General features: G+C 52.7%; 25 protein-coding genes and 1 pseudogene. 17 read left to right on the forward strand and 9 right to left on the reverse strand.

All coding sequences use genetic code 11. The annotated features are described in order from the left end of the window. The first annotated feature begins 53 nt into the window (after positions 1-53). The 5 genes from VV088_RS06105 to VV088_RS06125 all read left to right on the forward strand — a co-directional run bounded on the left by VV088_RS06105 (position 54) and on the right by VV088_RS06125 (position 5,398). On the forward strand, positions 54-413 hold the full coding sequence (locus VV088_RS06105) for a hypothetical protein (RefSeq protein WP_334599889.1): 360 nt from the start codon (positions 54-56) through the stop codon (positions 411-413). Continuing rightward, the gene (locus VV088_RS06110) at positions 410-871 is read left to right on the forward strand and encodes a hypothetical protein (RefSeq protein WP_334599890.1); all 462 of its coding nucleotides are present in this window, start codon (positions 410-412) and stop codon (positions 869-871) included. The genes VV088_RS06105 and VV088_RS06110 overlap by 4 nt, the downstream gene beginning before the upstream one ends. A gap of 14 nt (positions 872-885) precedes the next feature. Continuing rightward, positions 886-1,074: a hypothetical protein gene (locus VV088_RS06115; RefSeq protein ID WP_334599891.1), complete on the forward strand. Its 189-nt coding sequence runs from the start codon at positions 886-888 to the stop codon at positions 1,072-1,074. Positions 1,075-1,488: 414 nt separating this feature from the next. Continuing rightward, positions 1,489-3,204, forward strand: a complete 1,716-nt coding sequence (locus VV088_RS06120) for a DUF262 domain-containing protein (protein WP_334599892.1) — start codon at positions 1,489-1,491, stop codon at positions 3,202-3,204. 1 nt (position 3,205) lies between these two features. After that, a complete protein-coding gene (locus VV088_RS06125) occupies positions 3,206-5,398 on the forward strand; it encodes a DUF262 domain-containing protein (protein ID WP_334599893.1) in 2,193 nt (730 codons plus the stop codon). A gap of 177 nt (positions 5,399-5,575) precedes the next feature. Here the strand turns inward: VV088_RS06125 and VV088_RS06130 are convergent, their stop codons facing one another. Continuing rightward, positions 5,576-7,246: an ATP-binding protein gene (locus VV088_RS06130; RefSeq protein ID WP_334599894.1), complete on the reverse strand. Its 1,671-nt coding sequence runs from the start codon at positions 7,244-7,246 to the stop codon at positions 5,576-5,578. Positions 7,247-7,391: 145 nt separating this feature from the next. Here VV088_RS06130 and VV088_RS06135 point away from each other — a divergent pair, with 145 nt between their 5' ends. From VV088_RS06135 to VV088_RS06175, 10 genes are all read left to right on the forward strand, one after another. After that, on the forward strand, positions 7,392-8,051 hold the full coding sequence (locus VV088_RS06135; RefSeq protein ID WP_334599895.1) for a DUF3102 domain-containing protein: 660 nt from the start codon (positions 7,392-7,394) through the stop codon (positions 8,049-8,051). Positions 8,052-8,120: 69 nt separating this feature from the next. Beyond that, positions 8,121-10,031: a type IV secretory system conjugative DNA transfer family protein gene (locus VV088_RS06140; RefSeq protein WP_334599896.1), complete on the forward strand. Its 1,911-nt coding sequence runs from the start codon at positions 8,121-8,123 to the stop codon at positions 10,029-10,031. An 81-nt stretch (positions 10,032-10,112) separates the two neighbouring features. Continuing rightward, positions 10,113-10,883, forward strand: coding sequence for a MobA/MobL family protein (locus VV088_RS06145; protein WP_334599898.1), 771 nt, complete (start codon positions 10,113-10,115; stop codon positions 10,881-10,883). Positions 10,884-10,936: 53 nt separating this feature from the next. Beyond that, positions 10,937-11,638, forward strand: a complete 702-nt coding sequence (locus VV088_RS06150) for a hypothetical protein (RefSeq protein ID WP_334599899.1) — start codon at positions 10,937-10,939, stop codon at positions 11,636-11,638. Positions 11,639-11,649: 11 nt separating this feature from the next. Next, positions 11,650-11,805 (forward strand): hypothetical protein, encoded by a 156-nt coding sequence (locus VV088_RS06155; protein ID WP_334599900.1) that lies wholly within the window; start codon positions 11,650-11,652, stop codon positions 11,803-11,805. A gap of 43 nt (positions 11,806-11,848) precedes the next feature. Continuing rightward, complete coding sequence (locus VV088_RS06160) at positions 11,849-13,378, forward strand: recombinase family protein (protein WP_334599901.1); 1,530 nt, start codon at positions 11,849-11,851, stop codon at positions 13,376-13,378. Positions 13,379-13,522: 144 nt separating this feature from the next. Then, positions 13,523-13,735 carry a DUF7695 domain-containing protein gene (locus tag VV088_RS22720; RefSeq protein WP_442913116.1) on the forward strand — a complete coding sequence of 71 codons (213 nt, stop codon included), beginning with the start codon at positions 13,523-13,525 and terminating at the stop codon, positions 13,733-13,735. Positions 13,736-13,863: 128 nt separating this feature from the next. Then, positions 13,864-14,307 carry a hypothetical protein gene (locus VV088_RS06165; RefSeq protein WP_334599902.1) on the forward strand — a complete coding sequence of 148 codons (444 nt, stop codon included), beginning with the start codon at positions 13,864-13,866 and terminating at the stop codon, positions 14,305-14,307. A 151-nt stretch (positions 14,308-14,458) separates the two neighbouring features. Continuing rightward, on the forward strand, positions 14,459-14,734 hold the full coding sequence (locus tag VV088_RS06170; RefSeq protein WP_334599903.1) for a type II toxin-antitoxin system RelB/DinJ family antitoxin: 276 nt from the start codon (positions 14,459-14,461) through the stop codon (positions 14,732-14,734). After that, positions 14,731-15,012 (forward strand): type II toxin-antitoxin system YafQ family toxin, encoded by a 282-nt coding sequence (locus tag VV088_RS06175; protein ID WP_334599904.1) that lies wholly within the window; start codon positions 14,731-14,733, stop codon positions 15,010-15,012. The genes VV088_RS06170 and VV088_RS06175 overlap by 4 nt, the downstream gene beginning before the upstream one ends. A gap of 112 nt (positions 15,013-15,124) precedes the next feature. On the opposite strand, the pseudogene VV088_RS06180 reads toward VV088_RS06175, so the two are convergent. Together VV088_RS06180 and VV088_RS06185 are read right to left on the reverse strand one after the other, a co-directional pair. Beyond that, positions 15,125-15,655 (reverse strand): annotated as a pseudogene (locus VV088_RS06180) (manganese catalase family protein); the annotation flags it as partial. Position 15,656: 1 nt separating this feature from the next. Further along, positions 15,657-16,154 (reverse strand): spore coat protein CotJB, encoded by a 498-nt coding sequence (locus VV088_RS06185; RefSeq protein ID WP_334599905.1) that lies wholly within the window; start codon positions 16,152-16,154, stop codon positions 15,657-15,659. Between the two features lie 146 nt (positions 16,155-16,300). Here VV088_RS06185 and VV088_RS06190 point away from each other — a divergent pair, with 146 nt between their 5' ends. Together VV088_RS06190 and radA are read left to right on the forward strand one after the other, a co-directional pair. After that, positions 16,301-17,011: an N-acetylmuramoyl-L-alanine amidase gene (locus tag VV088_RS06190; protein WP_334599906.1), complete on the forward strand. Its 711-nt coding sequence runs from the start codon at positions 16,301-16,303 to the stop codon at positions 17,009-17,011. Positions 17,012-17,122: 111 nt separating this feature from the next. After that, positions 17,123-18,493 (forward strand): DNA repair protein RadA, encoded by a 1,371-nt coding sequence (gene radA, locus VV088_RS06195; RefSeq protein ID WP_334599907.1) that lies wholly within the window; start codon positions 17,123-17,125, stop codon positions 18,491-18,493. 216 nt (positions 18,494-18,709) lie between these two features. Here radA and VV088_RS06200 read toward each other — a convergent pair whose 3' ends face one another. The 6 genes from VV088_RS06200 to asd all read right to left on the reverse strand — a co-directional run bounded on the left by VV088_RS06200 (position 18,710) and on the right by asd (position 23,589). Beyond that, the gene (locus tag VV088_RS06200; RefSeq protein ID WP_334599908.1) at positions 18,710-19,450 is read right to left on the reverse strand and encodes a tRNA threonylcarbamoyladenosine dehydratase; all 741 of its coding nucleotides are present in this window, start codon (positions 19,448-19,450) and stop codon (positions 18,710-18,712) included. A gap of 12 nt (positions 19,451-19,462) precedes the next feature. Beyond that, positions 19,463-20,047, reverse strand: a complete 585-nt coding sequence (locus VV088_RS06205) for a helix-turn-helix domain-containing protein (protein WP_334599909.1) — start codon at positions 20,045-20,047, stop codon at positions 19,463-19,465. A 70-nt stretch (positions 20,048-20,117) separates the two neighbouring features. Beyond that, entirely contained in the window at positions 20,118-20,546 is a 429-nt protein-coding gene (locus VV088_RS06210; protein ID WP_334599910.1) for a hypothetical protein, read from the reverse strand. Between the two features lie 268 nt (positions 20,547-20,814). After that, the gene (gene dapB, locus VV088_RS06215; RefSeq protein ID WP_334599911.1) at positions 20,815-21,570 is read right to left on the reverse strand and encodes a 4-hydroxy-tetrahydrodipicolinate reductase; all 756 of its coding nucleotides are present in this window, start codon (positions 21,568-21,570) and stop codon (positions 20,815-20,817) included. A 12-nt stretch (positions 21,571-21,582) separates the two neighbouring features. Then, a complete protein-coding gene (gene dapA / locus VV088_RS06220) occupies positions 21,583-22,473 on the reverse strand; it encodes a 4-hydroxy-tetrahydrodipicolinate synthase (RefSeq protein ID WP_334599912.1) in 891 nt (296 codons plus the stop codon). 18 nt (positions 22,474-22,491) lie between these two features. Then, positions 22,492-23,589, reverse strand: a complete 1,098-nt coding sequence (gene asd / locus VV088_RS06225; RefSeq protein WP_334599913.1) for an aspartate-semialdehyde dehydrogenase — start codon at positions 23,587-23,589, stop codon at positions 22,492-22,494. Between the last annotated feature and the right edge of the window lie 195 nt (positions 23,590-23,784).

Raw genomic sequence — 23,784 nt, forward strand, 5'->3', positions numbered from 1 at the left:
GCTGTCCCGGAATTTACCGGGGCAGCATTTTATTCATGAAGGAGATTGAAACTATGAGTCACGAATGGGGAAATTACCCGGAGAACTTCACCCCGAAAATGTATTGGGGTGCCAGGGCCATCCTTGAACGACAGAGCGGCCTACCCGGAAAGGCATTGTGCCTTCTGTATGACCGCCAGAGTTTTGAGCGGTTGGAGGGGAGCCAAAGGGATCAGGATGTGTTCTTTGACTGGATCAACACAACGGCTCTGCCCGAGTTACGACGCCTTGCCAGAGAAAGTCGCTTCTACGAATGGAACGACCTGACAATGATCCAGTCTGAGGACGGTGCTTTCATGTGTCAGGCCACGCCAAAGGGCAGCTATGGGGAATACCTCTATATTGGGTACTGGGAGGTGAATCTGGAGGAATGAAATATTACAGTACACAGCGTCCCGTTGCACCGGGTACGTTCCCAAAACCGGATGGCAACAAGGTTGTGCAAATCGTCAATTTTGATGAGCGGCAGTATTGCGAGGAGGCTGGCCGTGGTTGCTGGGGCTACATTGAATATGAAAAGCCCCTGACCGAGAAACAGGCTGCGGACTACGAACTTGTCCGGGAGCAGCTTCTGGATTTCACACAGCGGTACATGGTGGGTGCGGGGACATCGATTCTCCGCACCTTTGCCACGGCTGCGGAACTCAACGAGTGGTTCGATGCGCAGATCGTAGAGGATCGTCACTTCTGCCGTCTCTATGACCGGGTAAGGATGGTTCATATCCTTGGCTGTCGTTATATGTGGCTCAAACCGGAGGAACAGTGGACAGATCATCCGCAAAGCAGCTTTCCAAGTCCATCGCTGCTTTCCAGAGAAGAACCTTGGAACTGAATAGGGAGGTAAACATGGACACATACAGAATACCGCTTGTTTGGCAGATGTACGGTCACTGTGACGTTGACGCTAACTCACTGGTAGATGCGATTGAAATTGCGCTGGGGCCGGATACCCCGCTTCCTGATGGATGCTACGTTGAGGACTCCGTTGGTGTCGATTATGAAGTCCTTGAATTGGATCAGGAGACTACTACATGATGCGTACAAATGAAAAGCGCATCTCCTGGGCCAGACTGAGTGAGATCGCCACGACTCTGAAAGAGTGGAATTGAGGTATACCTCAACGGCATTATGAAAAAGCGTCCCATTAGACGTTGGTTTTCAGGTTTTGGCATGTTCCAGACTTGAGGCAGACCCTAATGGGACGTTTACTTTTATATGAGGGGGATGGATACAGATGCTTGACTATGCAACAGAGAGTGACACCGTGATGATCGAGTCCCGTCTAAGCTGGAACGGAGTACCAATGACCTGATCAAGTTGGAGGATCATCTTCTCGTTAAATTGGTTTTATCGAGACCTTTTATTGCCTTTTTGACCAAAATGTTGTATACTCAGCTTATATGTGGAAAGAACGGATAAATTGTCAGCCACATGCAAGGGGGGCAAAGCATGGATGCGGAAATTATATTGAACACAAAATTGGTAGGAGACATTCAAGGAAAGTTTATCGTCCCATCCTATCAGCGTGGCTACCGCTGGGGAGATGATGAGGTGACCAGGCTTCTGGATGATATTTACGCTAACGGGGCAAATAACTATTGCCTCCAGCCAGTCGTGGTAAGGCGAGATGACAAAGAAGATTTTGAACTGATAGATGGCCAGCAGAGACTGACAACGCTGTTTATTCTTCTGCAATACATCAAAAGGGAGTACAAGCCCAGAATCAAAATCAACTTTTCGCTGGACTATACCACGCGGGAGCAGTCCGCTCAGTATCTGAGCAATATTGAGAAGGATTTGGCCGAGACCAATATAGATTTTTTTCACATCTATCGTTCCTATCAGGCGATAGATACCTGGTTTCAACGGCAAAAAAATGATGTAGTGGCTGCGGATCATATCTATGAGTACCTCATGGAACATGTAAAAATCATCTGGTATGATGTCGGCAAAACAGCGGATCCCATTTCTCTGTTTACCCGCCTGAATATCGGTAAGATCCCCCTGACCAGTGCGGAGCTGGTGAAGGCCATGTTCTTGAGTCATGCCGGAAATGAGAATGTAGGCCGCGAGAAGCAAGAGGAGATTTCGCTCCAATGGGATAATATGGAGAAGGAGCTGAATCATAGCGCTCTATGGTACTTTCTTACGAACCAATCCAGCGGACAGTATCAGACTCGAATTGATCTTATCCTGGACCTGATCTCTGGCAAGGGAGAAATCAACCGGGACAAATACTATACCTTTTTCCGATTTGATGAACTGAGGCAGGAGAATTCTTTGAACGATGTCTGGAGAAAAATTCAGCAGACCTTTTTAATCCTGAAGGACTGGTATGAGGACCATGACCTGTATCACAAAGTCGGCTATTTGATCGCCTCGGGATCCCTTTCCCTCTCTCGCATCTATGAGTTATCCCAAGGGAAAACAAAGGACGCATTCCACATGCTGCTGGACGATTATATCCGGCGGAGTGTGACCATATCTGGTGATTACACAGAGCTCAGCTACGATGATCCCAATGATCGCAGGCGGATCAGCACCTTGCTGTTGCTGTTCAATGTAGAATCTGTGAGAAAGCTCGATGAACAGACCCAGCGGTTCCCATTTGATCAATTTAAGGCCGGTAAGGGCGGTCGAGTAGCCTGGACGCTGGAGCATATTCATGCCCAGCAGTCGGAGGGCCTTCGCACACAGGAGATGTGGAAGGAGTGGCTTGGGCTGCATATCCCATCTGTCCTGACTGTAGGAGGGGAGCAGGCGTCAAACTTGATTCAGGCCATGGAGGAAGCAAGAAACCGTGTGAAATTGGATCGGGCAGAGTTCGATGACCTGCAGAGAAAGGTGGTCGATCTGCTTTCGGCGGAGGGAAGCACTGAGTATCTCCACACCATCGGCAATTTGGCGCTGTTGAACGCCGGGGATAATGCGGCTTTGAGCAACGCTGCTTTTGATGTGAAACGTAATACGATTATCAGCATGGACAGGCGTGGTCAGTACATCCCCTTTTGTACCAAGATGGTGTTTTTAAAATACTACACACCGTCTGCAGAAAACCAGCTCCACTTCTGGGGGCAGGCCGATCGAGTTGCCTATGTTCAGGCAATCAACGAAGTCCTGAAAGAATATTTGAAGCCCATCCCGCTTGAGAAGGAGGGATCGTGAGATGGAAACAAAACCTCATTCCCTGATCGACATTTTCGACACGAACTTTGGAACGGACCAGGAACCAATACAGGTCAAAAGAATCGTTATTCCCATGATCCAGCGGGACTATGCCCAAGGCAGGATTGACCCAGACGTGAATCGGATCAGAGAGCGCTTCCTGGACGCGCTGTACTGTGCTGTGACAGAAGAACCAGTTACCCTGGATTTCATCTACGGAGATATTGATGAAAACGGGGTGATGACTCCCCTGGACGGACAGCAGAGGTTGACAACACTGTTTCTGCTCTACTGGTACGCTGCAAAGAAAGAAAATGTCCCAGAGTCCGCCTGCTGCTTTTTGAGTAATTTCAGCTATGAGACCAGGTACAGTGCCCGGTATTTCTGCATCGAGCTTCTGCGCTTCACCCCCTCCTTTACAGGCCCCATCTCTGAAGAGATCATTAACCAGGCATGGTTCCCCTTAGACTGGAAAAAGGACCCCACGATCAGTTCCATGCTTGTTATGCTGGACGCTGTCAACAGGCGTTTCAGGGAGGTTCAGAATCTCTGGAGGGCGCTTGAAGACAAAGCAGTCACCTTCTACTTCCTGCCTATCAAGGATATGGGCCTGACAGATGAGCTGTACATAAAAATGAATTCCCGAGGAAAGCCGCTCACGCTGTTCGAACACTTTAAGGCTGAATTAGAGCGAGAGATCCGAAAGGTGGATAAAGCTCTATCAGAACGTATCATTTCCAAGATTGACCGGGACTGGACGGACCTGCTCTGGCAATATCGCAGCGGCGGAGATGGAGGTCCAGACGATTTGATCACGGACGATGAGTTTCTGCGGTATTTCAGGCTGATCTGCGATATCATCTGTTATCAGCGGGGGGAGTCTCCACAAAATTACATTGGTGACGTTTTTGCACTTCTGAAACAGAACTTTTCGGCAGACGCCCCGGATACGACGGATCACATTGCATTGCTGGAAGAGTATTTTGACTGCTGGTGTCAGATCCCTGGCTATAGGTCCCCACTGGATTTTCTCACTTCTTTTATGTCCGAGAAGCATGAGGCAGGAAAAATCCTGGTGGACTCTCGAAATTCGATCAATATTTTTGAAGACTGTCTGCACTCGTATGCGAACAGGACCGGTCGGATTCGACAGTTTCCCCTGAACCGGGTGGTCCTGCTCTATGCCATTATTGTTTACCTGCGCAATCAGGACAAGGTCACCGAGTCCGAATTCCGACGCAGACTTCGCATTGTTAATAACCTGATCCAGAATTCGGAGGACGCGATCAGTGACAGAAGCGACAGGAACCGAATTCCCGGGATCCTGGCGCAGATTGATGCTATCATTTTGACTGGATTGATCGACGATGCGCTGGGAAACAATTTTAATCCCAATCAGCTCCAGGAAGAAAAAGCAAAAATCGAATATCTGGACAAAAATCCGGGAGATGCTGAGATTCTGTTCCGATTGGAAGACCACCCTATGCTCAAAGGCCAAATCGGTATTGTGGGCTTGGAGCACCTGAGTCTCACTGACAGGTTTGAATCTCTCTTTCAATGCAAGTGGGACAACATTGACTGTGCGCTGATCGCTCTTGGAGATTACAGCCAAAAGGAGCGGAACAGATCGCACTATCAGTTTGCTTCCAGTAGAATGCAGTTCGCCTGGGACGAGCTGTTTCATAAAAGCTCGAATACAGGCTTTGAAAATACACACAAAATCCTGATCTCGCTGTTATCCAGGCATCAAACTTTTACAGATAAAGAGCTTCAGGAGATTGCAGAGGACTTCCTGAAAACCTGTGAGGCAAATCAGGAGTACCCATGGAGGTACTATTATATTAAATATCCCGAATTCCGTCCGGGCAGTTACGGCAAAATGAGCAACAATGATATGGTAAAGACACCCTATCTGTTCTCTGTGATGCAAACCAGGACGTATTGGTCATCAAACACCTACGTGCCATACCTCAAAGCGGCAGATGATGCCCATCTCTCTAAGGATTCCATGGGGCAGAGGCTTGTATACGATGGCAATGGCTGCTATATTACCTGTGAAAATGCCTCATATGTACTTAAAAAGATTGAGGACGATAGCATTTTGGATACTGTGAAGATTGCTCAAACTCAGGATGGAATTGATTTGGAGGATCGGGTTATCAAGCTGCAAGCATATGTAAAAGCATTGGCTTGATTGCGGTAGACATCTCAAGCCAGGCAAGATTTCGAGGTAAACTTATTTAAACAGAAAAAGGGCCTGTTGTCTGTGAAAATGGACAACAAGCCCTTTTGCGTTGCCGCAATAAAGTGATCGCTGCAATAGGATCAATAAATCGTTGATTCCCGCTACCTGCGTGGCCAGCATTGCGGCCTATGTAGCATTCATTGCATCGTTTTGATCCGGTAGAATATCTGATGCCCCCTTCTGTTCGATTGAATCAGTAATTATGTATTCTCGCAGTACCTGATTCAGGGAAATGATGGGGGACCTATATTTATCAATAAGAACATCGAGGACCCCATAAGATTCTATCGTATGAAAATGAATGTTCACTGCAGCACGTGCCAAAATTTTGTTGTATATGTGCCACATGGGGCATCCTTTCTCACAAGTATCACGTTCTGTTTTCACGCGATCAATAATTTCGGCGCAATTCTCCGCAGATGGCTTAGTGTCGGTGTCATCGGAACTGAGCACCGTTTCACAAATAAGTGGGTGCAATCGAATGGTCAGTCTTTCCTCATCCAGCATGATCCAATTCGCTTTTTTCAGACTGAGTATTTCATTCCGGAAATGGCCTGTCAATTTTTCAAACAGTCCGACATCAATGCCAGTGACTGGCATAATTGACATATACCTCATTACAGACTTTTCGCAATCTGTCAGGTCAGAAATATCAAACAGCATCTCAATCAAACCTTTTGCAGGAACAGTGACGGTGTTGCCATCTTTATTAACGTTGATCCCTTCAAAAGGAATGCTCAGACCACTGGTCAGGCGATTATAAATTTCGTATTCGTTCAAAAAAATCCTGTCTGGCAATTTTGCCAGGAGCTCAACCATAAGGGTATGTCTTCCAACCAAAGAAAACATTTTATTCAGGATCTCTTTGTGCTGATCAATATAGTTTTCGTGGCCGGCAGTATCTTCAAACCGGTGATAGGCATAGAGCGCCAGCAGAGATGTATTATCCAGAGGAGGCAGATTAATGCTATAGCGTTTTTCAGTGCTCAGCATACTCCGGCTCGTAATCAAAATACGTATATGATTGCCGCATTCACTTAACTCTTGAAAACAGTCGCGATCTTCCGAAGTGAATTTCCGATTGAAATTATCCAAAATAATGAGTACAGATTGTCGGCTATTTGTTAAGCATGTAATCCTGCTTGTAAAATTCTTTTTCGGAGCGTCTTTCATATGTTCGGGTGTATCTGATAGACCACGGAACTGAAGCTTATTAACTGCAGTTTGCACAGTATCAGTATTTTCGCAAATTACGTGCTGTATCGTCCAGTGATCAGACTCTTTCAAACTGTGAGCATATGCCAACGCCACACTTGACTTTCCAATCCCTCCAATGCCTGTAAGGACGGCATAGTTGTTTTCCTTAAAAATATTGCCCAGCTGTGTCATTTCAATTTCGCGTCCAAAAACCACGGGGGCCTGTGGGAGAATATCACACAATGAAACAGGAACAAGCCTTAGAATATCGTAAAACAAGGCCAGAAGACTTGCGTAGAATATATTTCGATCTTTAGTGTCACGGTCAATAAAATCGTGATCATCCAATTCCCCGAAGGCTTGCTGCATCTGTGGCCATGTTGTGAGTGTTCGCTCCTCAAAATACCGAAAGAAGCCTGATTCACTAATCGAGCCTTGCACATATCGGGGAGCTTTATCCTTTTTATGCAATGCAGCGTGAATTGTGTTGTCGGAAAAATGTAATCCCAGGTTCCAAAAGAGATCTTGCGTGATGTTGTCTAGACTGCCTGAAATATCTCCTGCAGCCTTAGCTGTTTTGATAAATTCCTTTAAAGTCAAGAGTCTGCCTTCTTTCACAGAATAAATAAAAGCGCCCGGGTTTGTACCCGATTTTGTACCCTGATTTGTACCCTGAGAATTTTCCGATGGCCTGCTACAATGGATATTGACCCCGGGAACAAATTTAAAAAGGGAGGCTAAAATTATGAGCATTACCGCTGAAAAATCGACCGCTACATCGCCTGATGGAAGCGATCAGGAGCTTAGTATCATCAAGGAGAAAATTATTCAGTGTCAAGAAAAAGGTGAACAATCCTATCTGGAGATTGGGCGGCTGCTTTTAGAGGTCAAGCGAATCAAGCCGCACGGACAATGGATTCCGTGGATTAAGGAGAATACAGATTTTTCAATCTGCAAAGCACAGCGCTTGATGCGGATCGCTAAGTGGATTGATGGAAATGAAGCACCGGTGCCGCATTTGGACTTTTCCAAGGCGTACATTCTCAGCCGACTGACGGGGAATGATTTGGAAACTTTCCTGCAAAGATTTCACCATGTCGGTGGCAAATGTGCAAAAAATGTTGAATCTATGACAAAGACAGAGTTGGCAAAGGCTGTTCACAATTATTTGAAATCGAAAGGTCACAAATCATCATCCGATCAAGGGTCTCAACAGGCAGAGAGTCATACCTCGACAGAGGACGATTTTCTTAATCGCTTTGACCGAATCAAGAGTGATGTGTCAAAGTTAGCAAGCCTTGTCGAAGATAATTCTGCCGGATATGGAACCTTTGCTACTGAGCTCTGTGAACTTTGCCAAGAGATTATTCAGCAGCTTTCATCTGATGATGTAGAGGACAGTTGACTATCAGGCAGCGATGAGTCGGCCTAACGGCCGGCTCACCGCCCAATCTAACCTATCAGGAGAACAGCTATGAAAAAGGAACATAGAAAGTACGACAAGTGTATCGGCGATGACGATTATGATGCGAGTCTTGTAAATCTTCCACCGACGGGTTATGCCCTTCTACGGCAATCACGGGTGCCAGAGGACAAGGATATTCCCAGCCGAATGCTCCTCTCCATAAGGAATGCCCCTGGGTTCTTTTTGGGCTTTCCGAGTGGCGGCGGTTATGTCGGCATTCCCCAGGGCACAGAGGGGAACATCATGGTAGTTGGCGGAAACGGCAGCGGCAAGAGCGCCGGGATTGCCAAGCCCACACTGCGAACTTGGCAAGGTGCGATTTGTGCTACCGACATCAAAGGCGAGCTGTCCGGCTTTTATGCGGAGTTGTATCACTGTGGACTCGTTGACCGTCCGTGCATCATTTTCAACCCTATGCAGATTGACGGTCCCAGCTACGATCCGTTCTGGCTGTTGGAACACGATTGTGCGGATAACCTGTTTAACAATGTAAAGGAACTCGCCATTGCCATCGCTCCGGTTTCGCCAGAGGACAAACAGCCCTTCTGGGCCGAGACAGAACAAGGTGTGCTTACGGCAGCGCTTTTGTTCTATTTCAAACTCGGCTTGAGCTTCAGCGAAACCATGTGCGCAATTCTATCATCGGCAATAACTGATTTGTGCAAGACATTAACGCAAAGCGGCGATGTCTGTGTAAAGATGCTCCTTGGCGAGACAGCTTCCATGAAGCCAGAAACTCTGGCGAATTTTGACCGGGGGCTACGCAACAAAATCATGCTGTTTGCGACCGACCCCTACATCAGCCATGCGTTTCGGGGCCAGAGAGAAGGAGCGACCGTTTTCACTTGGGACGACTTGAACGATTGCAACATCTTTCTGCGGATTCCGGCAGACAAGATTGAACAGTGGAGCGGTGCCGTCAACCTGATGTACACCCAGCTGATTCGGCATCTGGAACGCAGACCTGAGATGCACAGCGCCGAGGGGGCGCAAAATGTCCAGACCCTGCTGCTGATGGACGAGTTTGCCCGGTTCGGCAAGCTGGAGATGATCACCGCCGCCTTGGCAACACTGCGGAGCAAGAATGTGAATATTTGCCTGATGATCCAAAGTATTGCGCAACTGGATCGAATCTACGGCGAATATGACCGAAGGATCATCTTCGATAATTGCCAATTTCAGGCGATCTTGCGGGCCAATGACGCCGGCACACAGAAATACCTCTGTGAGCTGATCGGAACCCGCACAAGCATCCAGCGGAGTGTGAGTGAGCACGAGGACGAGTTTGGGGACACCACCGGCTACAACAGGCAACTCAGCGAGGTCCGGGACTGGGTCATTCAGCCCCATGAACTTGCAACACTTGACGACGTGCTTTTGTTGACTCCGTATGGATCCTGTCAGGCGAAAAAATATCGACCAGATGATGAGGAAATGAGCTCCAAGCTGTTGAGTCGGCCCGAAATGATCCGAGCGACCGCCATTCCTGTCACTACATCTGGGACTACATCGTCCAAGGCGATTCCCTGTAAAGTTGTCCGAGCCCCCGTGAACCATGGTAATTTTAAGAAGAATGAAGGAGCGAAGATCATGTCCATCGAAGAAAGAACCGTCAAAGCCAACGAGCGCATCGATGCCGCAGAGAACCGGCGGAGGCAAGAAGAACGGGCTACTCAGGAAGCGCAGAGAAGGAGGGATAGCCGCCGAAACTACGTCATCGGTGAGTTGGTGACCCGGTACTTCCCATCGCTTCGAGAGTATGAACCCGGGACCGACACCGAGAACAAGAGCCGCTTTGAGCCACTGGAGGCTTTCCTGTACGTCCTATCCACCGACTACGATCTGGTCAGGGAGCTTCAGGACCGGGCAGCTCAAATGGTAGAAGATGACCCGGATGGGGAGTGGCGCTTGCCCGTGTGAGCGCTGTTGCTCCTGTAAGGAGTCCACTTACACGTTCGCCCCCCCACAGGGGTGGAGGGCAGATTAAACGGAGGATTTCATATGGCTAACTTTCACCTTGAGGCCACCATCATCAGCCGTGGCAAAGGCCGCTCGGTCACTGCCGCAGTGGGCTACATCAGCGGAAAAACGTTGCGTGACAACTACAGCGGCAAGACGTATTACAACAGCCGCAACGATGTAATTTGGCAGAAGATTTTCCTACCAAATGATGCACCGCAAGAGTTCCGAAATCTCCAACATCTCTGCAATGAGATCGAATGTGCGGAAGTGCGCCGGGATGCTCGTACCGCTCGTCAGTTTATAGGCTCTCTTCCCAATGAACTGCCGCCCGGGGAGCTGATCCGAATAGTCCATGAATTTATTGAGGACAATTTCCTGTCCTGTAGCCTGTGTGCAGTCGCCGCTATCCATAGGGGCCGCAACCGGGATGACCCATCAAGGAACAACCCTCATGTCCATATCATTGTTCCCACCCGGCCAGTTGGCGAAGGCGGCTTCAGTAAATGGAAGGATCGGGAGCATGATAAGAGAGAGTACATCACCATTTGGCGGGAGCAGTGGGCGGAAGTGCAAAATCGAGCCTACGAGCGGAACGGATTGGACATCCAGGTCAGCCATGAGGCACTTGAAGTCCAAGGAAAGCGTGACCGTGAGCCGACCATCCACCTGAGTCGCATCGACTGGCAGAAGGAGCAACGCGGCGAACGAACACCTGCCGGCGACCGGAAACGGGCGATCAAGGCGCGAAACGAAGAACGTGTACGCCAACGCGAAATCAAACGGGAGTGCGAATTGGAACTATCTCGCTGATCGTATGTGCTTTGTGCTGGATGATATATACTTTCTTCGAGGAGGTGATCACCATGCAAAAAAGTATCTTAAGGCTGGAATCTTCCAGTGATAATCCAAACGTATTTCGTTCGATTATCAAGACCCGCCACGGCAGAGTTCTGTTCCTGTCGCTGGAGATCAACGATTCCATTTGCACCGTCCGGGACTGCTTCTACATTGACCGCAACCAGGGCAGGGAAGGGGAAGCACGTTACAAGGCCAAGCCCAAGAAGCTACGGACGCTGCAATTTCCAATGGAAGACCTGATGGCGGTTATTGAAGCGGAGCTGGACAAAAAATTCTACGGCGTGGAGTTCGTGGAGACGGGGCAGACGCCCCTCTCCCTGGACGAGTACCTGGATTTCAAGACCAGCAAGTCTAACAGGAAGTATCGCTTCCTGATCATGGTCGGCGATGGTGATAGCTATAACGGGCTACCTATGCACTTGCGGACGCGGCTCAAAACCAAACTCCACAGATCGGTGTATGTGGAGCTGGACTACTACAAGGACGGGAAGGGCGTTGTCCAGCAATGTTACTACTATGACCGTGAGTACAGAAGGCAGGGCATCAAAATCATGCCGCCGATGCTGATAAGCTGTTTCTTTCCCTACACCAAGCAAGGGATCTTAAACCTGCTCAACCACGAAATATGCTGTGATTTCACGCATATGTTAGTCACGGAAGGGCTGGATCTGGATTCCAACACAGCGCCCCTCTGCGGGGCAATCTAGGAGGTGACAACATGGCCAACCTAAAAGAGGAGTACACAGACACCAGAAATCGGACGCACCCGGTTGAGCACGTTATTATGCAGCCAGAGGACAAAGAAACCAGAGAGCGTATCGTTGAGGAACTGCTTCAAGCCCTGGCACGGACGGGGAAGAAGATTCCCGCCTGATGAATCTGCCCAAATTCTAACATAGGGAGGAGGTGTGTGTCAAATGGCAATCGTGCTCTATGCCCGCAAATCTGTGGAGCGGGAGAACAGCATCAGCTGCGAGACCCAGCTTGAGTATTGTAGGTCTGTTATCAAGCCCGATGAGCGGGACGAAAAGATCATAACTTTCGTAGACAACGGATTTTCTGGCGGCAACGTCAACCGTGATGGATTCCAGAAGATGATGAAGCTGGTGCGGCAGGGAAAAGTTAAGAAGGTCATTGTCTACAAGCTGGACCGTATCAGCCGTTCTCTGTCTGATTTTGTGAACATTTTGCAGGAGTTTAAGGAACACAAGGTAGAGTTCGTGTCCTCACAGGAGTCATTTGACACATCCTCCCCTTATGGGGAAATGATCGTCAAGCTCCTGATGGTGTTCGCCGAGTTTGAGCGCACGTCCATCATCAACCGCGTCACCCAGGCATACGCCCACCGCAGCGAAATGGGGTTCTACATGGGCGGCAGGCAGCCCTACGGTTTTGAGCTGGTTCCGACTGTCATCCACAATGTCAAAACCAAGAAGCTGAGTCCCATCCCCGCTGAGGTAGAGCAGGTGCGGTATATTTTCGAGGTCTACGCCCAGGAGAGCGTGTCCCTGCGGCGGCTTCTGGATATTCTGGTGGCAGAGGGAAAGCAGCCCTTGAACGGCAGCAGTTGGACAACGGCGAAGCTGTCCACGCTACTGAAGAATCCCATCTATGTCAAGGCCGATTCCGATGTGTACGACTACTACGACCGTCATGGCGTTCAGATGGTTACGGACGTATCTTTGTTTACAGGGGAATACGGAGCGCAGCTCTACGGCCATACCAAGCACGACCCGGATGCGCCCGATTGGTCGGATATGAAGCTGGTGCTCCTGACCCATCCCGGTATCGTGGATTCCGACATCTGGCTCAAATGCCAGCGAAAACTGGAGAAAAACCGGCAGATCGGGAACAGTGTAAGCAACCCCACCAGTTGGCTGGCTGGGAAGGTGGTCTGCGAGAAGTGCGGCCACACCATGACCACCATCAAGGGGAAGGTCAACAAGAGCGGTGAGATACGGAGGTACTTTAACTGTACGGGCAGGTCGCACAAGAAAACCTGTACCGGTCCGAAGGTGACGATCTATGCCGAGGACTTGGAGAACGTGGTTTACGAGTGTATTTCCGCAAAGTTGGCAGACCTGAAGGAGATGAACCGCACTACCAGAAAGGGCGACACGGCGGAGATCAACGAACTAAAGCTGAAGATCAAGGCCATTGAGAGGTCGGAGAAACAGCTTCTGGATACCATGCTGGCAGGCGGGTTCAACGATGATCTTCTGGCGCTGGCGAATCAGAAGGCCACCCAGCTCAAGCGGGACCGTCTGGCCCTGTATGAGCGGATGGAGGATTTAAAGAGCAGGGGGGACGAAACCGATGTGGTTGTCAATATGGCGAAGTCCTGGAAAACCGCCGATTACAAGCGTAAAAAGGCTGTCGCTATGATTATGATACATAAGATCGTTATCAGAGAGGACGGCAGTACAAAGGTACTCTGGAACATATAGCAGACCGCCGGGGCTACACGCCCTGGCGGTTTTCTGTATGCTGACTGTTGATAACTTCATCGTTTTGTGGTAAAATCAATACATCGAAATAGGGGAGGGCAGATATGGCTATCAAAGACCTACTCAAAAGAATTATGGGATGAGGTGACAGCGATACAAAGGATTATCAGGAACGCTGTGCAATGTAACCTGTGTGGGGATATTATCGAATCCACTTATAAACACGACTTGGTTACTTGTAAATGTGGCTGTTGTAGTGTTGATGGAGGATTGGATTATTTGAGGCGCGGTTTCACCCATTCTAGGGACGATTTCACAGAATTAAGTATTCTGGAAGATACCGAAAAGGACATCTGACTTTTTGCTCGGAACTGTGACGGCAGCGAATGACGCGGCTGCTGGTGGATTTGATTTTGATCAGATCAGTTTCCATACAGCCAGAGCCTTAACTACGCTGTCATTTGTGAAGGGAAGTGAAGTCCAGGATGAAAAATAACAGCGACCTGTTTTATACTTGCAGCCTGATTGAATACATCGGCCGGGAACGGAAGCTGAGTCGCTCCGAGCTGGTTCGTTTTATGGGGGAGAAGACAATCAGGCGTATCTACCGATATGCGGATGTTTTTCACTGTGAGCCGATTGCAAAAACAGCGGATGACTTTATTACGAACCTGAGTATCCCGAAAGGCACTTTCGATAACGTAGCCTCTTGCCGTTATGATGTACCCGACTACTGGACGATTGGCGAGGTCTACGAACGGTTGATTGAGGATATTTCCGGCGATGACGAGGAGCATATCATTGACCGTCTGGTGGAGGTCTACACCTCATGGATCAGCGATGCCATCTCAAATTACAACACGGATTTCTACTATCAGTCGAGGCAATATATCCATGAGTGCTATAAAGAGGGCACTGTTTGCGCCTGAGCGTAGAGGTGCCAAGGGTGCTTCAAAATGTGGAGCAGACCGCCGGGGCTAAATAGCTTCGGTGGTGGTTTTTAAAAAATGTGGCTATCAGATTGATTTTGCATTGCAATAGGAGTATAATAGACATAGAAAATGGAAAGGAGCCTTTGCTATGGCAGATACAACCAATTTCAGCGTCCGTATGGACAGTGAGGTCAAGCAGCAGTGCGAGGAGCTTTTTAATGACCTGGGAATGACCCTGACCACTGCCATCAATATTTTCCTCCGTCAAGCCATTCGCGTAGGTGGCCTGCCCTTTGAGGTTCGGCAGGAGCGGCCTAATAAGGAAACGATTGCGGCTATGCTGGAGGCGGAGAGGATTGCGCACGATCCTACTGTACCCCACTATAGTGATGTGGAAGAAGCGTTGCGGGAGTTGAAACGATGAAGCGGGAAATCGTCTGGACTTCTCAATTCAAAAAGGATTATAAGCTAGCGGCAAAACGTCATCTGGACACCTCTTTGCTGGATGATATTATCCGTGCGTTGTCTAGGGGAGAGAAACTGCCGGAGAAGAACAAAGATCACAATTTGTCCGGAAACTGGGCAGGGCATCGGGAGTGTCACATCCTCCCGGACTGGCTGCTGGTGTATCGCATTGACGATGATGTGCTGGTTCTGACGCTGGTTCGCAATGGGACACATAGCGATGTATTTGGGGAATAGGCGTCACTGGATTTGCAGTCATGCCTACGTTTTGGAATACAGCATTATGACGCAAATATCCCCTGTAGGCCGCCGCCCGCAGGGGATAAAATCTGCTTAAATCAGTATGGTTTGCTTCGCCGAAGCGTTGGAAGTGGACGACTTCCCGTTCCCGCAGGAAGCGGATCACGTTGTTCACATCCGGGTCGTCCGACAGGCGCAGGATGTTGTCGTAGGTAAGGCGGGCCTTTTGCTCGGCGGCCAGGTCCTCGGTCAGGTCAGCGATGACGTCGCCGGTGGACTGGATGCTCGCGGCGCTCCAGGGGAAGCCGGAGGCGGCGGTGGGGTAGATGCCGGTGGTGTGGTCCACAAAGTAGGGGGCAAAGGCGGGGTTGGCGCGGACCTCGTCGTCGGTGAGGTTCCGGGTCAGCTGATGGACCACCGCCGCCACCATCTCCATGTGGCCCAGCTCCTCGGTTCCGATGTCGGTGAGCAGGCCCTTAGCCTCCGCGTAGGGCATGGAGTACCGCTGGGACAGATAGCGCATGGATGCGCCCAGCTCGCCGTCGGGCCCACCGTACTGGCTGATGATAAAGGCGGCCAGCTTAGGGTTGGGAGTGGCGATCTTCACTGGGAACTGCAGCTTTTTCTCATAATGGAACATGTCAATTCACCTCATTCTGGCTGTAATTCCAGGGCCAGGAGTCCGAAAGCCACTGGAAGCTGTCTCCGGTGGCGGCAGCCTGCGCCGTGACCGGGCCGTATTTGGACTCGTAAGCCGCCTTAGCCGCCTTCTCCATGGCAGAGAACTGCTTGAACATGGCGAACGCCTCGGCATCGTCCTTGTGGGTGTCCAGGTAGAGGTTCAGCTCCAGGACCACGAATTCCAGCGCCTGGAGCTCAGCCAGCGGGGTAGCGGGCAGGCTGGAGCCCTCCACCGCCAGATGGAAGGGCAGGTTCAGGCCAGGGAACAGGGTGCCGTTGCTCAGCGCCTCGCTCTGAGCGTATTTTTTGGGATTGTTCTGCTGAAATGGTACATAAGGCACGGACAGTCCCGCACAGGATGGCAGGGTTCCGTTCCCGTCCGGACAGCTGGCCTGAGCCGCCTGGGCGGCCGCAGAGCTGTTCGCGGCGGGCCGGGTGCCGTTTGCTTCAATCAACAAGGGAAATTCCCTCCTTCATTCAATCAGGAGGACGGGCGCGGGGAGCGCACAGCGTCCCCCTTGAACCATTCTATGAGTCAGGCAGTCAAAGGGGTACACGCATACCGGCCCTGTCCATTCCATAGGATAGGAAGGAGGTGGTCGTATTGAAAAAAGGCATCCTGCTGGCGGGGGCACTCCTTGGGACCGTGATCCTGCTGGTGTTGGCTCTGAATCGTTTGGACCGCATAATGGCGCCAGCCATGGAGCCGGCGGCAATCCAGCGGACAGGGCCGCTCGTACTGGACGCCGGGCATGGGGGCGAGGACGGGGGAGCGGTCTCCCTCACCGGCGCGCCGGAGAGCGGGATCAACCTGGCCATTGTGCTCAAGCTCCGGGATGTGTTGGGGCTGTATGGTGTAGACCCCATTCTCCTCCGGGAGACCGACATTTCCCTGCACGATGAGAGCGCGGATACGCTCCGGGAGAAAAAGCGGTCCGATCTGAAGAATCGGGTGACCGCAGTGGAGGATGTGGAGGGCAGCACCCTCCTGAGCATCCACCAAAATACCTATCCTGGCAGCCAATACCACGGAACCCATGTATTTTACGCGCCCACAGAGGGCTCACAACCGCTGGCGGAGCATATCCAAACCAGCATCAAAGCGGCCCTTCAGCCGGACAACGAACGGGCAGTCAAGCAAATCCCGGATACCGTCTACATTATGAACCACGTCACCTGTCCCGCAGTCCTGATCGAGTGCGGCTTTCTCACCAATCCGGAGGAGGAGGCCCTCCTGCGGGACGAGGAGTACCAGCGCAAGCTGGCCGCTGTCATCGCCGGGGCTTGGCTGACGATGCCGGATCAGGCGGGGTAGACCCTTTACATTTCCAAACAATACTGGTACAATAAACGTGATCCAAAGAGGACAGAGGGAAACCGTGGTAGATGCAGCCAACAAAAAACTGCTTTGAACAGAGGAAAAAAGATGAAAGCGAAAACCTTATTTTATTGTACTTCCTGTGGCAACGAGTACCCCAAGTGGCAGGGGCAGTGTCCGGCCTGCCGGGCCTGGAACACCATCGAGGAGCGCCCGGCGGAGAAAGCCGCAAAGCGTTCCAGTCCGATCAAGGGCGGCTCCTCCTCTGGGGTGGCCATTAACCGGCCCAGACCCATGAAGGAGGTGGAAACCACCGACGAGCTGCGCTTTGCCACCGGGATGGGGGAGCTGGACCGGGTCTTGGGCGGCGGTGCGGTGAAGGGCTCCCTTGTGCTGGTGGGCGGCGCGCCTGGCATCGGCAAATCTACCCTGATGCTGCAGATCTGTGACAGCCTCTGCCGCTTCGCCACGGTGCTGTATGTATCCGGGGAGGAGTCGGAGCGGCAGATTAAGCTGCGGGCAGAGCGCCTGAAGGTTTGCGGGGAGGGCCTGTATCTGCTGGCGGAAACCAATTTGGAGAATCTGGTGGACGCAGTCCATCAGCTCCAGCCTGATGTATTGATCGTGGACTCCATTCAAACCCTGTACCACGGGGATGTGACCTCAGCCCCAGGCAGTGTAAGCCAGGTAAAGGAATGTACCTTGACACTGATGCAGCTGGCGAAAGGGGAGGGCATCACCGTTTTTGTCATTGGCCACGTCAATAAAGAGGGTTCCATCGCCGGGCCGAAGGTACTGGAGCACATGGTGGACTGCGTCCTCTACTTTGAAGGCGAACGGCACATGCTCTACCGCATCCTTCGGGCGGCAAAAAACCGGTTCGGAGCTACCAACGAGATCGGCGTGTTCGAGATGGAGGACGGCGGCCTCACCGAGGTGCCCAACCCCTCAGAGGCCATGCTGGCCGGACGGCCCACCGGGACCTCCGGCACCTGCGTCACCTGCGTCATGGAGGGGATCCGTCCCGTGCTGGCGGAGATTCAGGCGCTGGTGGTGCCCTCCAGCCTCGGCAATCCCAGGCGGGTAAGCAACGGCTTCGAGTACAACCGCTCCATGCTGCTGCTGGCGGTCCTGGAGAAACGGGGCGGACTGATGGTCGGAGGCTGCGATGCCTATATCAATGTGATTGGCGGTCTGTATCTGGAGGAGCCAGCCGCTGACCTGGCGGCCATCCTGGCTTTGGCCTCCAGCTTTCGGGATAAGCCCGTTCCTCATGACTTGGCCGCCATCGGAGAGGTGGGTCTGACCGGTGAGCTGCGAGCCGCCAGTGCCCTGGGGCAGCGGCTGGCAGAGGTAAAGCGGTTAGGCTTTACAAAGTGCATGATCCCGAAGCGGATCCAGGGAAAACTAGCCGTCCCCGAAGGGCTGGAGTTGATTCGGGTGTCCAACATTCGTGAGGCTATGGCCGCCCTGCTTTGACTGTACAGGCACGAAGTTGACACAGCGAGACCCACTTGCCTCTCCGCTGGAAGCGGCTCGGGACAGGGAGCAGTAACCGTCCTTTTGATAGACGCAGGGGTCTGTACAGGCAATCAAGCTCATAAGCATTTCCTCCTCTGCAAACGGAAGTAGTATCTGTGCAAAACGGAACAAATATGCAAACCGTGCCAGCCATAGCGGCTGGCACGGTTTGCATCATTCGCTCAGCTCCCGGACGATCACAGAGGCCATCAACAGACCAGCTGCGGCGGGGACAAATGGGGTGGAACCCGGCGTATCCCGCCGTGCAGTGGAGCCTGGACGGGTATCGGACTGCTGGGGAACTTCCAGTTCCGCCAGACCCATCGGAGCGGTTGGCAATTCGGTTGAGCAGACCACCTTCAAGTGGCTGATTCCCCGCTTGCGCAGCTCCTTGCGCATGGTGCGGGCCAGAGGACAGCCCTGGGTTTTAGAGAGGTCGGTGACCATCAGCGCGGAGGGATCGAATTTGTTTCCGGTCCCCATGGCGCTGACGATCTTTACCTGTAATGCGTTACACCTTGTCACCAATTCCAGCTTAGCGGTTACGGTGTCGATGCAGTCCGCCACATAGTCGTACTGAGACAGGTCTACCTGATCCCCGTTGGAGGGGAGATAAAACATGCGGACCGCCTTCACCTGACAATGCGGATTGATGTCCAGCACCCGCCGGGCCATCACTTCCGCCTTGGATTGGCCAATGGTAGAGTGGAGGGCGGCAATCTGCCGGTTCAGGTTGCTTTCCGACACGATATCGTCGTCATATAGATGTAAAGTGCCTACGCCTGACCGCGCTAGAGCCTCAACGGCATAGCCGCCTACGCCTCCCACTCCAAAGACTGCCACCTTGGCCCTTCGCAGCCGCTCCAGAGGCTCGTCTCCCACCAGAAGGCGGGTGCGGATGAATTGGTCGGACATGCTTTGTCCTCCTTATATAAGCTGTTGGAATAATCCATGCTGGGTGCAGTACCATAGCAAAATGCCGTGGCCAAAGCAGGGGATGCGGATTTGCAGATCCCACTCGGGGTAGAGACGGCGGATCATGACGCTGTCCCCGGTGAGCAGGGCCGCAAAGGAGATGAAATGCTCCTTGCTCATAGGGTGGGGTGAGGAGATGAACCAGCTGTCATCCAGTTTCTCCACCGAAAGCTTGTCCGCACCCTCCGCCTTTTGGGGCTCCAGAGGGAGCAGCGTCCTGCTGCAGCAGGACGCGCCCATTTCCGCAGCGGCAGTAATCAGGTTGCCACAGCTGGGGCAGACATAAAAACGCAGTTTTTTCATATTGCCTCTTTCCTGGTCATTGGCGTCCAGTGAACCGGAGAGAAGCGTTTCCAGTCCGACGCCCAGAACCCTTGAAATTTCAGGGAGGAGGGACACGTCCGGACACCCCAGGCCCCGCTCCCATTTGCTCACAGCCTTGTCGCCCACACCGATGGCCTCGGCCAGCGCCTTCTGGGTCAGTCCCTTTTGGGTACGCAGAGCCCGGATGAGCCCGCCAGTTTTTACTTGGTCCATATGTCCTCACCTCCTGAAAACAGGATAGCAGATGCTTGCCAAAAAGACAATCGCCGCTCCGTCGAGTTTGTCAGTACCGCATATACTGCCGCTTAAATCCCTCCAGGCGCAAAATATCCCGGCCATAGACAAAAATCCGGTATGCGGTCTGTCCTGATCGGTAGCCCGGAATATCGTTGCGTTTATACCGGATTCCCATGAGCTTCAGCTTAAATTCGGCCCTTTTGATCTGTTTTTGGTCCAATGTAAACGCGACCATGTGGGCCTTGTACCAGGGGTTCCTGTCCAGCTTGGCCAAGGTGTAAGCCACCAGCTCCTCCTCGGTGGGGAAGGCCTTGAGCAGGGTCTCGCGGCCCCGCTCGGAGGAGAACAGGCAGTATCCCAGCGCGCAGGACTTTACCACATAGCCCTCATAGGCGTAGTGCCGGCCGATAGTGATGCTGTCAAAGTTGTAGCAGTTTTCCTCCAGATATTGCTCCAGCTCCTGAATGGTTTTCATTTTTGCCTCCTATACGACAGAAAGCAGCTCCAATTCGTCCCATAATGGGGGTTTTCCCAGCTTGTTCATGTAATTGGTATAATTTGTAATATTCTGTCCTGCATTTTTCCAAACAGTATCGCATTCGGCGCAAATATAAATTATTTCCAGGTTTTCTTTAACAATCGCTTTGTATATGGGACCTTCGCCGCAAAATGGACAGGCTGTCATAACAAGCTCCTTTTCAAGAGAAAAGCGCCTCTGCTTAAATAAACAGAGGCGTTTTCACTTATTTTACCAAATAACTCATGTCATACAGCCCGGGCGTTTCCACCCCGGCGATGAACTTGGCGGCCTCCACCGCGCCCTGGGCGAAGATCTCCCGGGAGAGGGCCGTGTGACGGATCTCCATGATCTCGTCGTGACCGGCGAAGATGATCTCGTGCTCGCCCACGATGGTGCCGCCCCGGACGGCGGAAATGCCGATCTCCTTCTTGTCACGGGGCTGGCGGGTCGAGTGGCGCTCGTAGACGTACTCCGTCTCATGTCCGCAGGACTGAGCTGCCGCGTCCGCGATCATCAGGGCGGTGCCGGAGGGGGCGTCCACCTTGCGGCGGTGGTGGCGCTCCACGATCTCGATGTCGCAGCTCTCGCCCAAAACAGAGGCGGCCTTTTTCACCAGCTCCAACAGGACGTTGATGCCCAGGGACATGTTGGCGGAGCGGAAAATGGGGACCTCCAGGGCGGCGGCGCCAATCTGGGCCACCTGCTCGGGAGAATAGCCTGTGGTGGCCAGCACCAGAGGAATTTTCCGGGCTCTGGCAAACTCCAGCAGTCCGTCCAGCGCAGCGGGGGAGGAGAAATCGATCACTGCGTCCGCCTCACCGGTGAACTGGGCAGGGGAGGTGAACACGGGGAACTCCCGGTCCGCGGCCCCCAGCACGTCGAAGCCTGCCGTGCTCTCCAAAGCGGGGTCGGCCTCGCACAGCTCCGCCACCACCCGGCCCATGTGGCCGTTGCAGCCGGAAATGATTATCTTCAGCATAGGGAAAACTCCTTACTTCAGCAGACCCATACGCTCCATGGAGGCACGGAGGACGGCCAGATTTTTCTCCGAAATGTCGCACAGAGGCAGGCGCAGGGGACCGGCCTCCATGCCCATCAGATTCATGGCGGCTTTGATGGGGATGGGATTGACCTCGCAGAACAGGGCGTCAATCAGGTCCATATACTTGATCTGGAGCTGAGACGCGGCGGCAAAGTCGTTTTCCAGACATAGATGGCTCATTTTCACCATCACCTCGGGAATGATGTTGGAGGCCACCGAGATGACGCCCTTGGCTCCCAGGGCCATCATGGGCACCACCTGGTCGTCGTTACCCGACCAGATGTAGAAGTCATCAGGGCAGAGGTAGCGGGTGTGGGCCAGCAGAGAGAAGTTTCCGCTGGCCTCCTTCACTCCGTTGATCTTGGGGTTGGCGGACAGCACCTTGTAGGTGTCGGCGGTAAAGGAAACGCCGGTGCGGCTGGGCACATTGTAGAGGATGATGGGCAGCTCGGTGCGATCAGCGATGTACTCGTAGTGCTTGATCAGGCCGGTCTGGCTGGCCTTGTTGTAGTAGGGGGTGACGTGGAGCAGGGCGTCCGCGCCAGAGTCCTGGGCGTGCTGGGAGAGGTAGACAGCGGCGGAGGTGTCGTTGCTCCCCGCGCCGGCGATGACCTTCACCCGGTGGTCCACCCGCTTGACGCAGAACTCCACCGCGGCGATGTGTTCCCGGATGGTCATCGTGGCTGATTCGCCCGTGGTGCCGCAGACGCACACCGCATCCACACCGGCCTCGATTTGGTCGTCAATCAGCTTGCCGAAGGCGTCGTAGTTGATGGTACCCTGCTGGTCAAAGGGAGTGACCAGTGCGGGGCAGGAACCGGTAAAGACAGGAGATCTCATAAATATAGCTTCCTTTCCTTATTTGTGATCGATATAGCCCTCGGCACACAGCAGCTCGGCCAGCAGGACCCCGCCGCCGGCGGCGCCACGGAGGGTGTTGTGGGACAGGCCCACGAACTTGTAGTCGTACTGGGTATCAGGGCGGAGGCGTCCGGCGGAGATAGCCATGCCGCCCTCCAGCTCCCGGTCGGTTTTGGCCTGGGGACGGTCGGCCTCCTCAAAGTAGTGGATAAACTGCTTGGGGGCGGAGGGGAGGTCCAGCTCCTGGGCCCGGCCCTTGAAGGTCTTCCAAATCTCCTTAATCTGCTCCTCGGTGGGCTTTTTCCCCTCCTTGAAGCGAACAAAGACGGCGGCGGTGTGGCCATCGGAGACGGGGACCCGGAGACACTGGGTGGTGATTGCGGGACCGTCGGCCTTGACGATCTGATCGCCCTCGATATGGCCCCAGACCTTCAGCGGCTCCTGCTCGCTCTTTTCCTCCTCGCCGCCGATGTAGGGGATCAGATTGTCCACCATCTCAGGCCAGCGCTCGAAGGTCTTGCCCGCCCCGGAGATGGCCTGGTAGGTGCAGGCCAGGACGGATTCCACCTCATACCCCGCGTTCATCAGGGGGGTGAGCAGGGGGGTGTAGCTCTGGATAGAACAGTTAGACTTGACGGCGATAAAGCCCCGCTTGGCGCCCAGACGTTTACGCTGGGCGTCAATGATTTTGATATGACCGGCGTTGAGCTCGGGCACCACCATGGGAACGTCGCTGGTCCAGCGGTTCGCGGAGTTGTTGGACACCACCGGACACTCGGCCTTGGCGTACCGTTCCTCCAGCGCCTTGATCTCCTCCTTCTTCATGTCCACAGCACAGAAGACGAAGTCCACCATCCCGGCAATCTTGTCCACATCGGCCTGGGCGTCCATGACCACCAGAGCCTTGGCCTCCTCGGGAACAGCAGCCTTCATGGCCCAGCGCCCGGCGACGGCCTCCTCATAGGTTTTTCCCGCAGAACGGGGGCTGGCAGCCAAAACGGTGAGCTGGAACCAGGGATGCTGTTCCATCAGAGTGACAAAACGCTGGCCTACCATACCAGTGGCGCCGATGATGCCTACCTTATATTTTTCCATTTTCATAACCTCCATATCAGTCCAGATCATTCTATGACCCGGCACAAAAATAGATGAAACCGGCTTCCAGAATCGGGCAGAGAAAAAAATAAATCAGCGGCTTTTCAAGCGGCTGATTTTGTACTATAATGTCGGGGAGGGCAATTTTGCTCAACGCATGCCGCAACCCTCCATATTGCTACTATCCTACCATGT

Origin of the sequence: Lawsonibacter sp. JLR.KK007, assembly GCF_036941135.1 — a bacterium.
GTDB lineage: Bacteria > Bacillota > Clostridia > Oscillospirales > Oscillospiraceae > Lawsonibacter.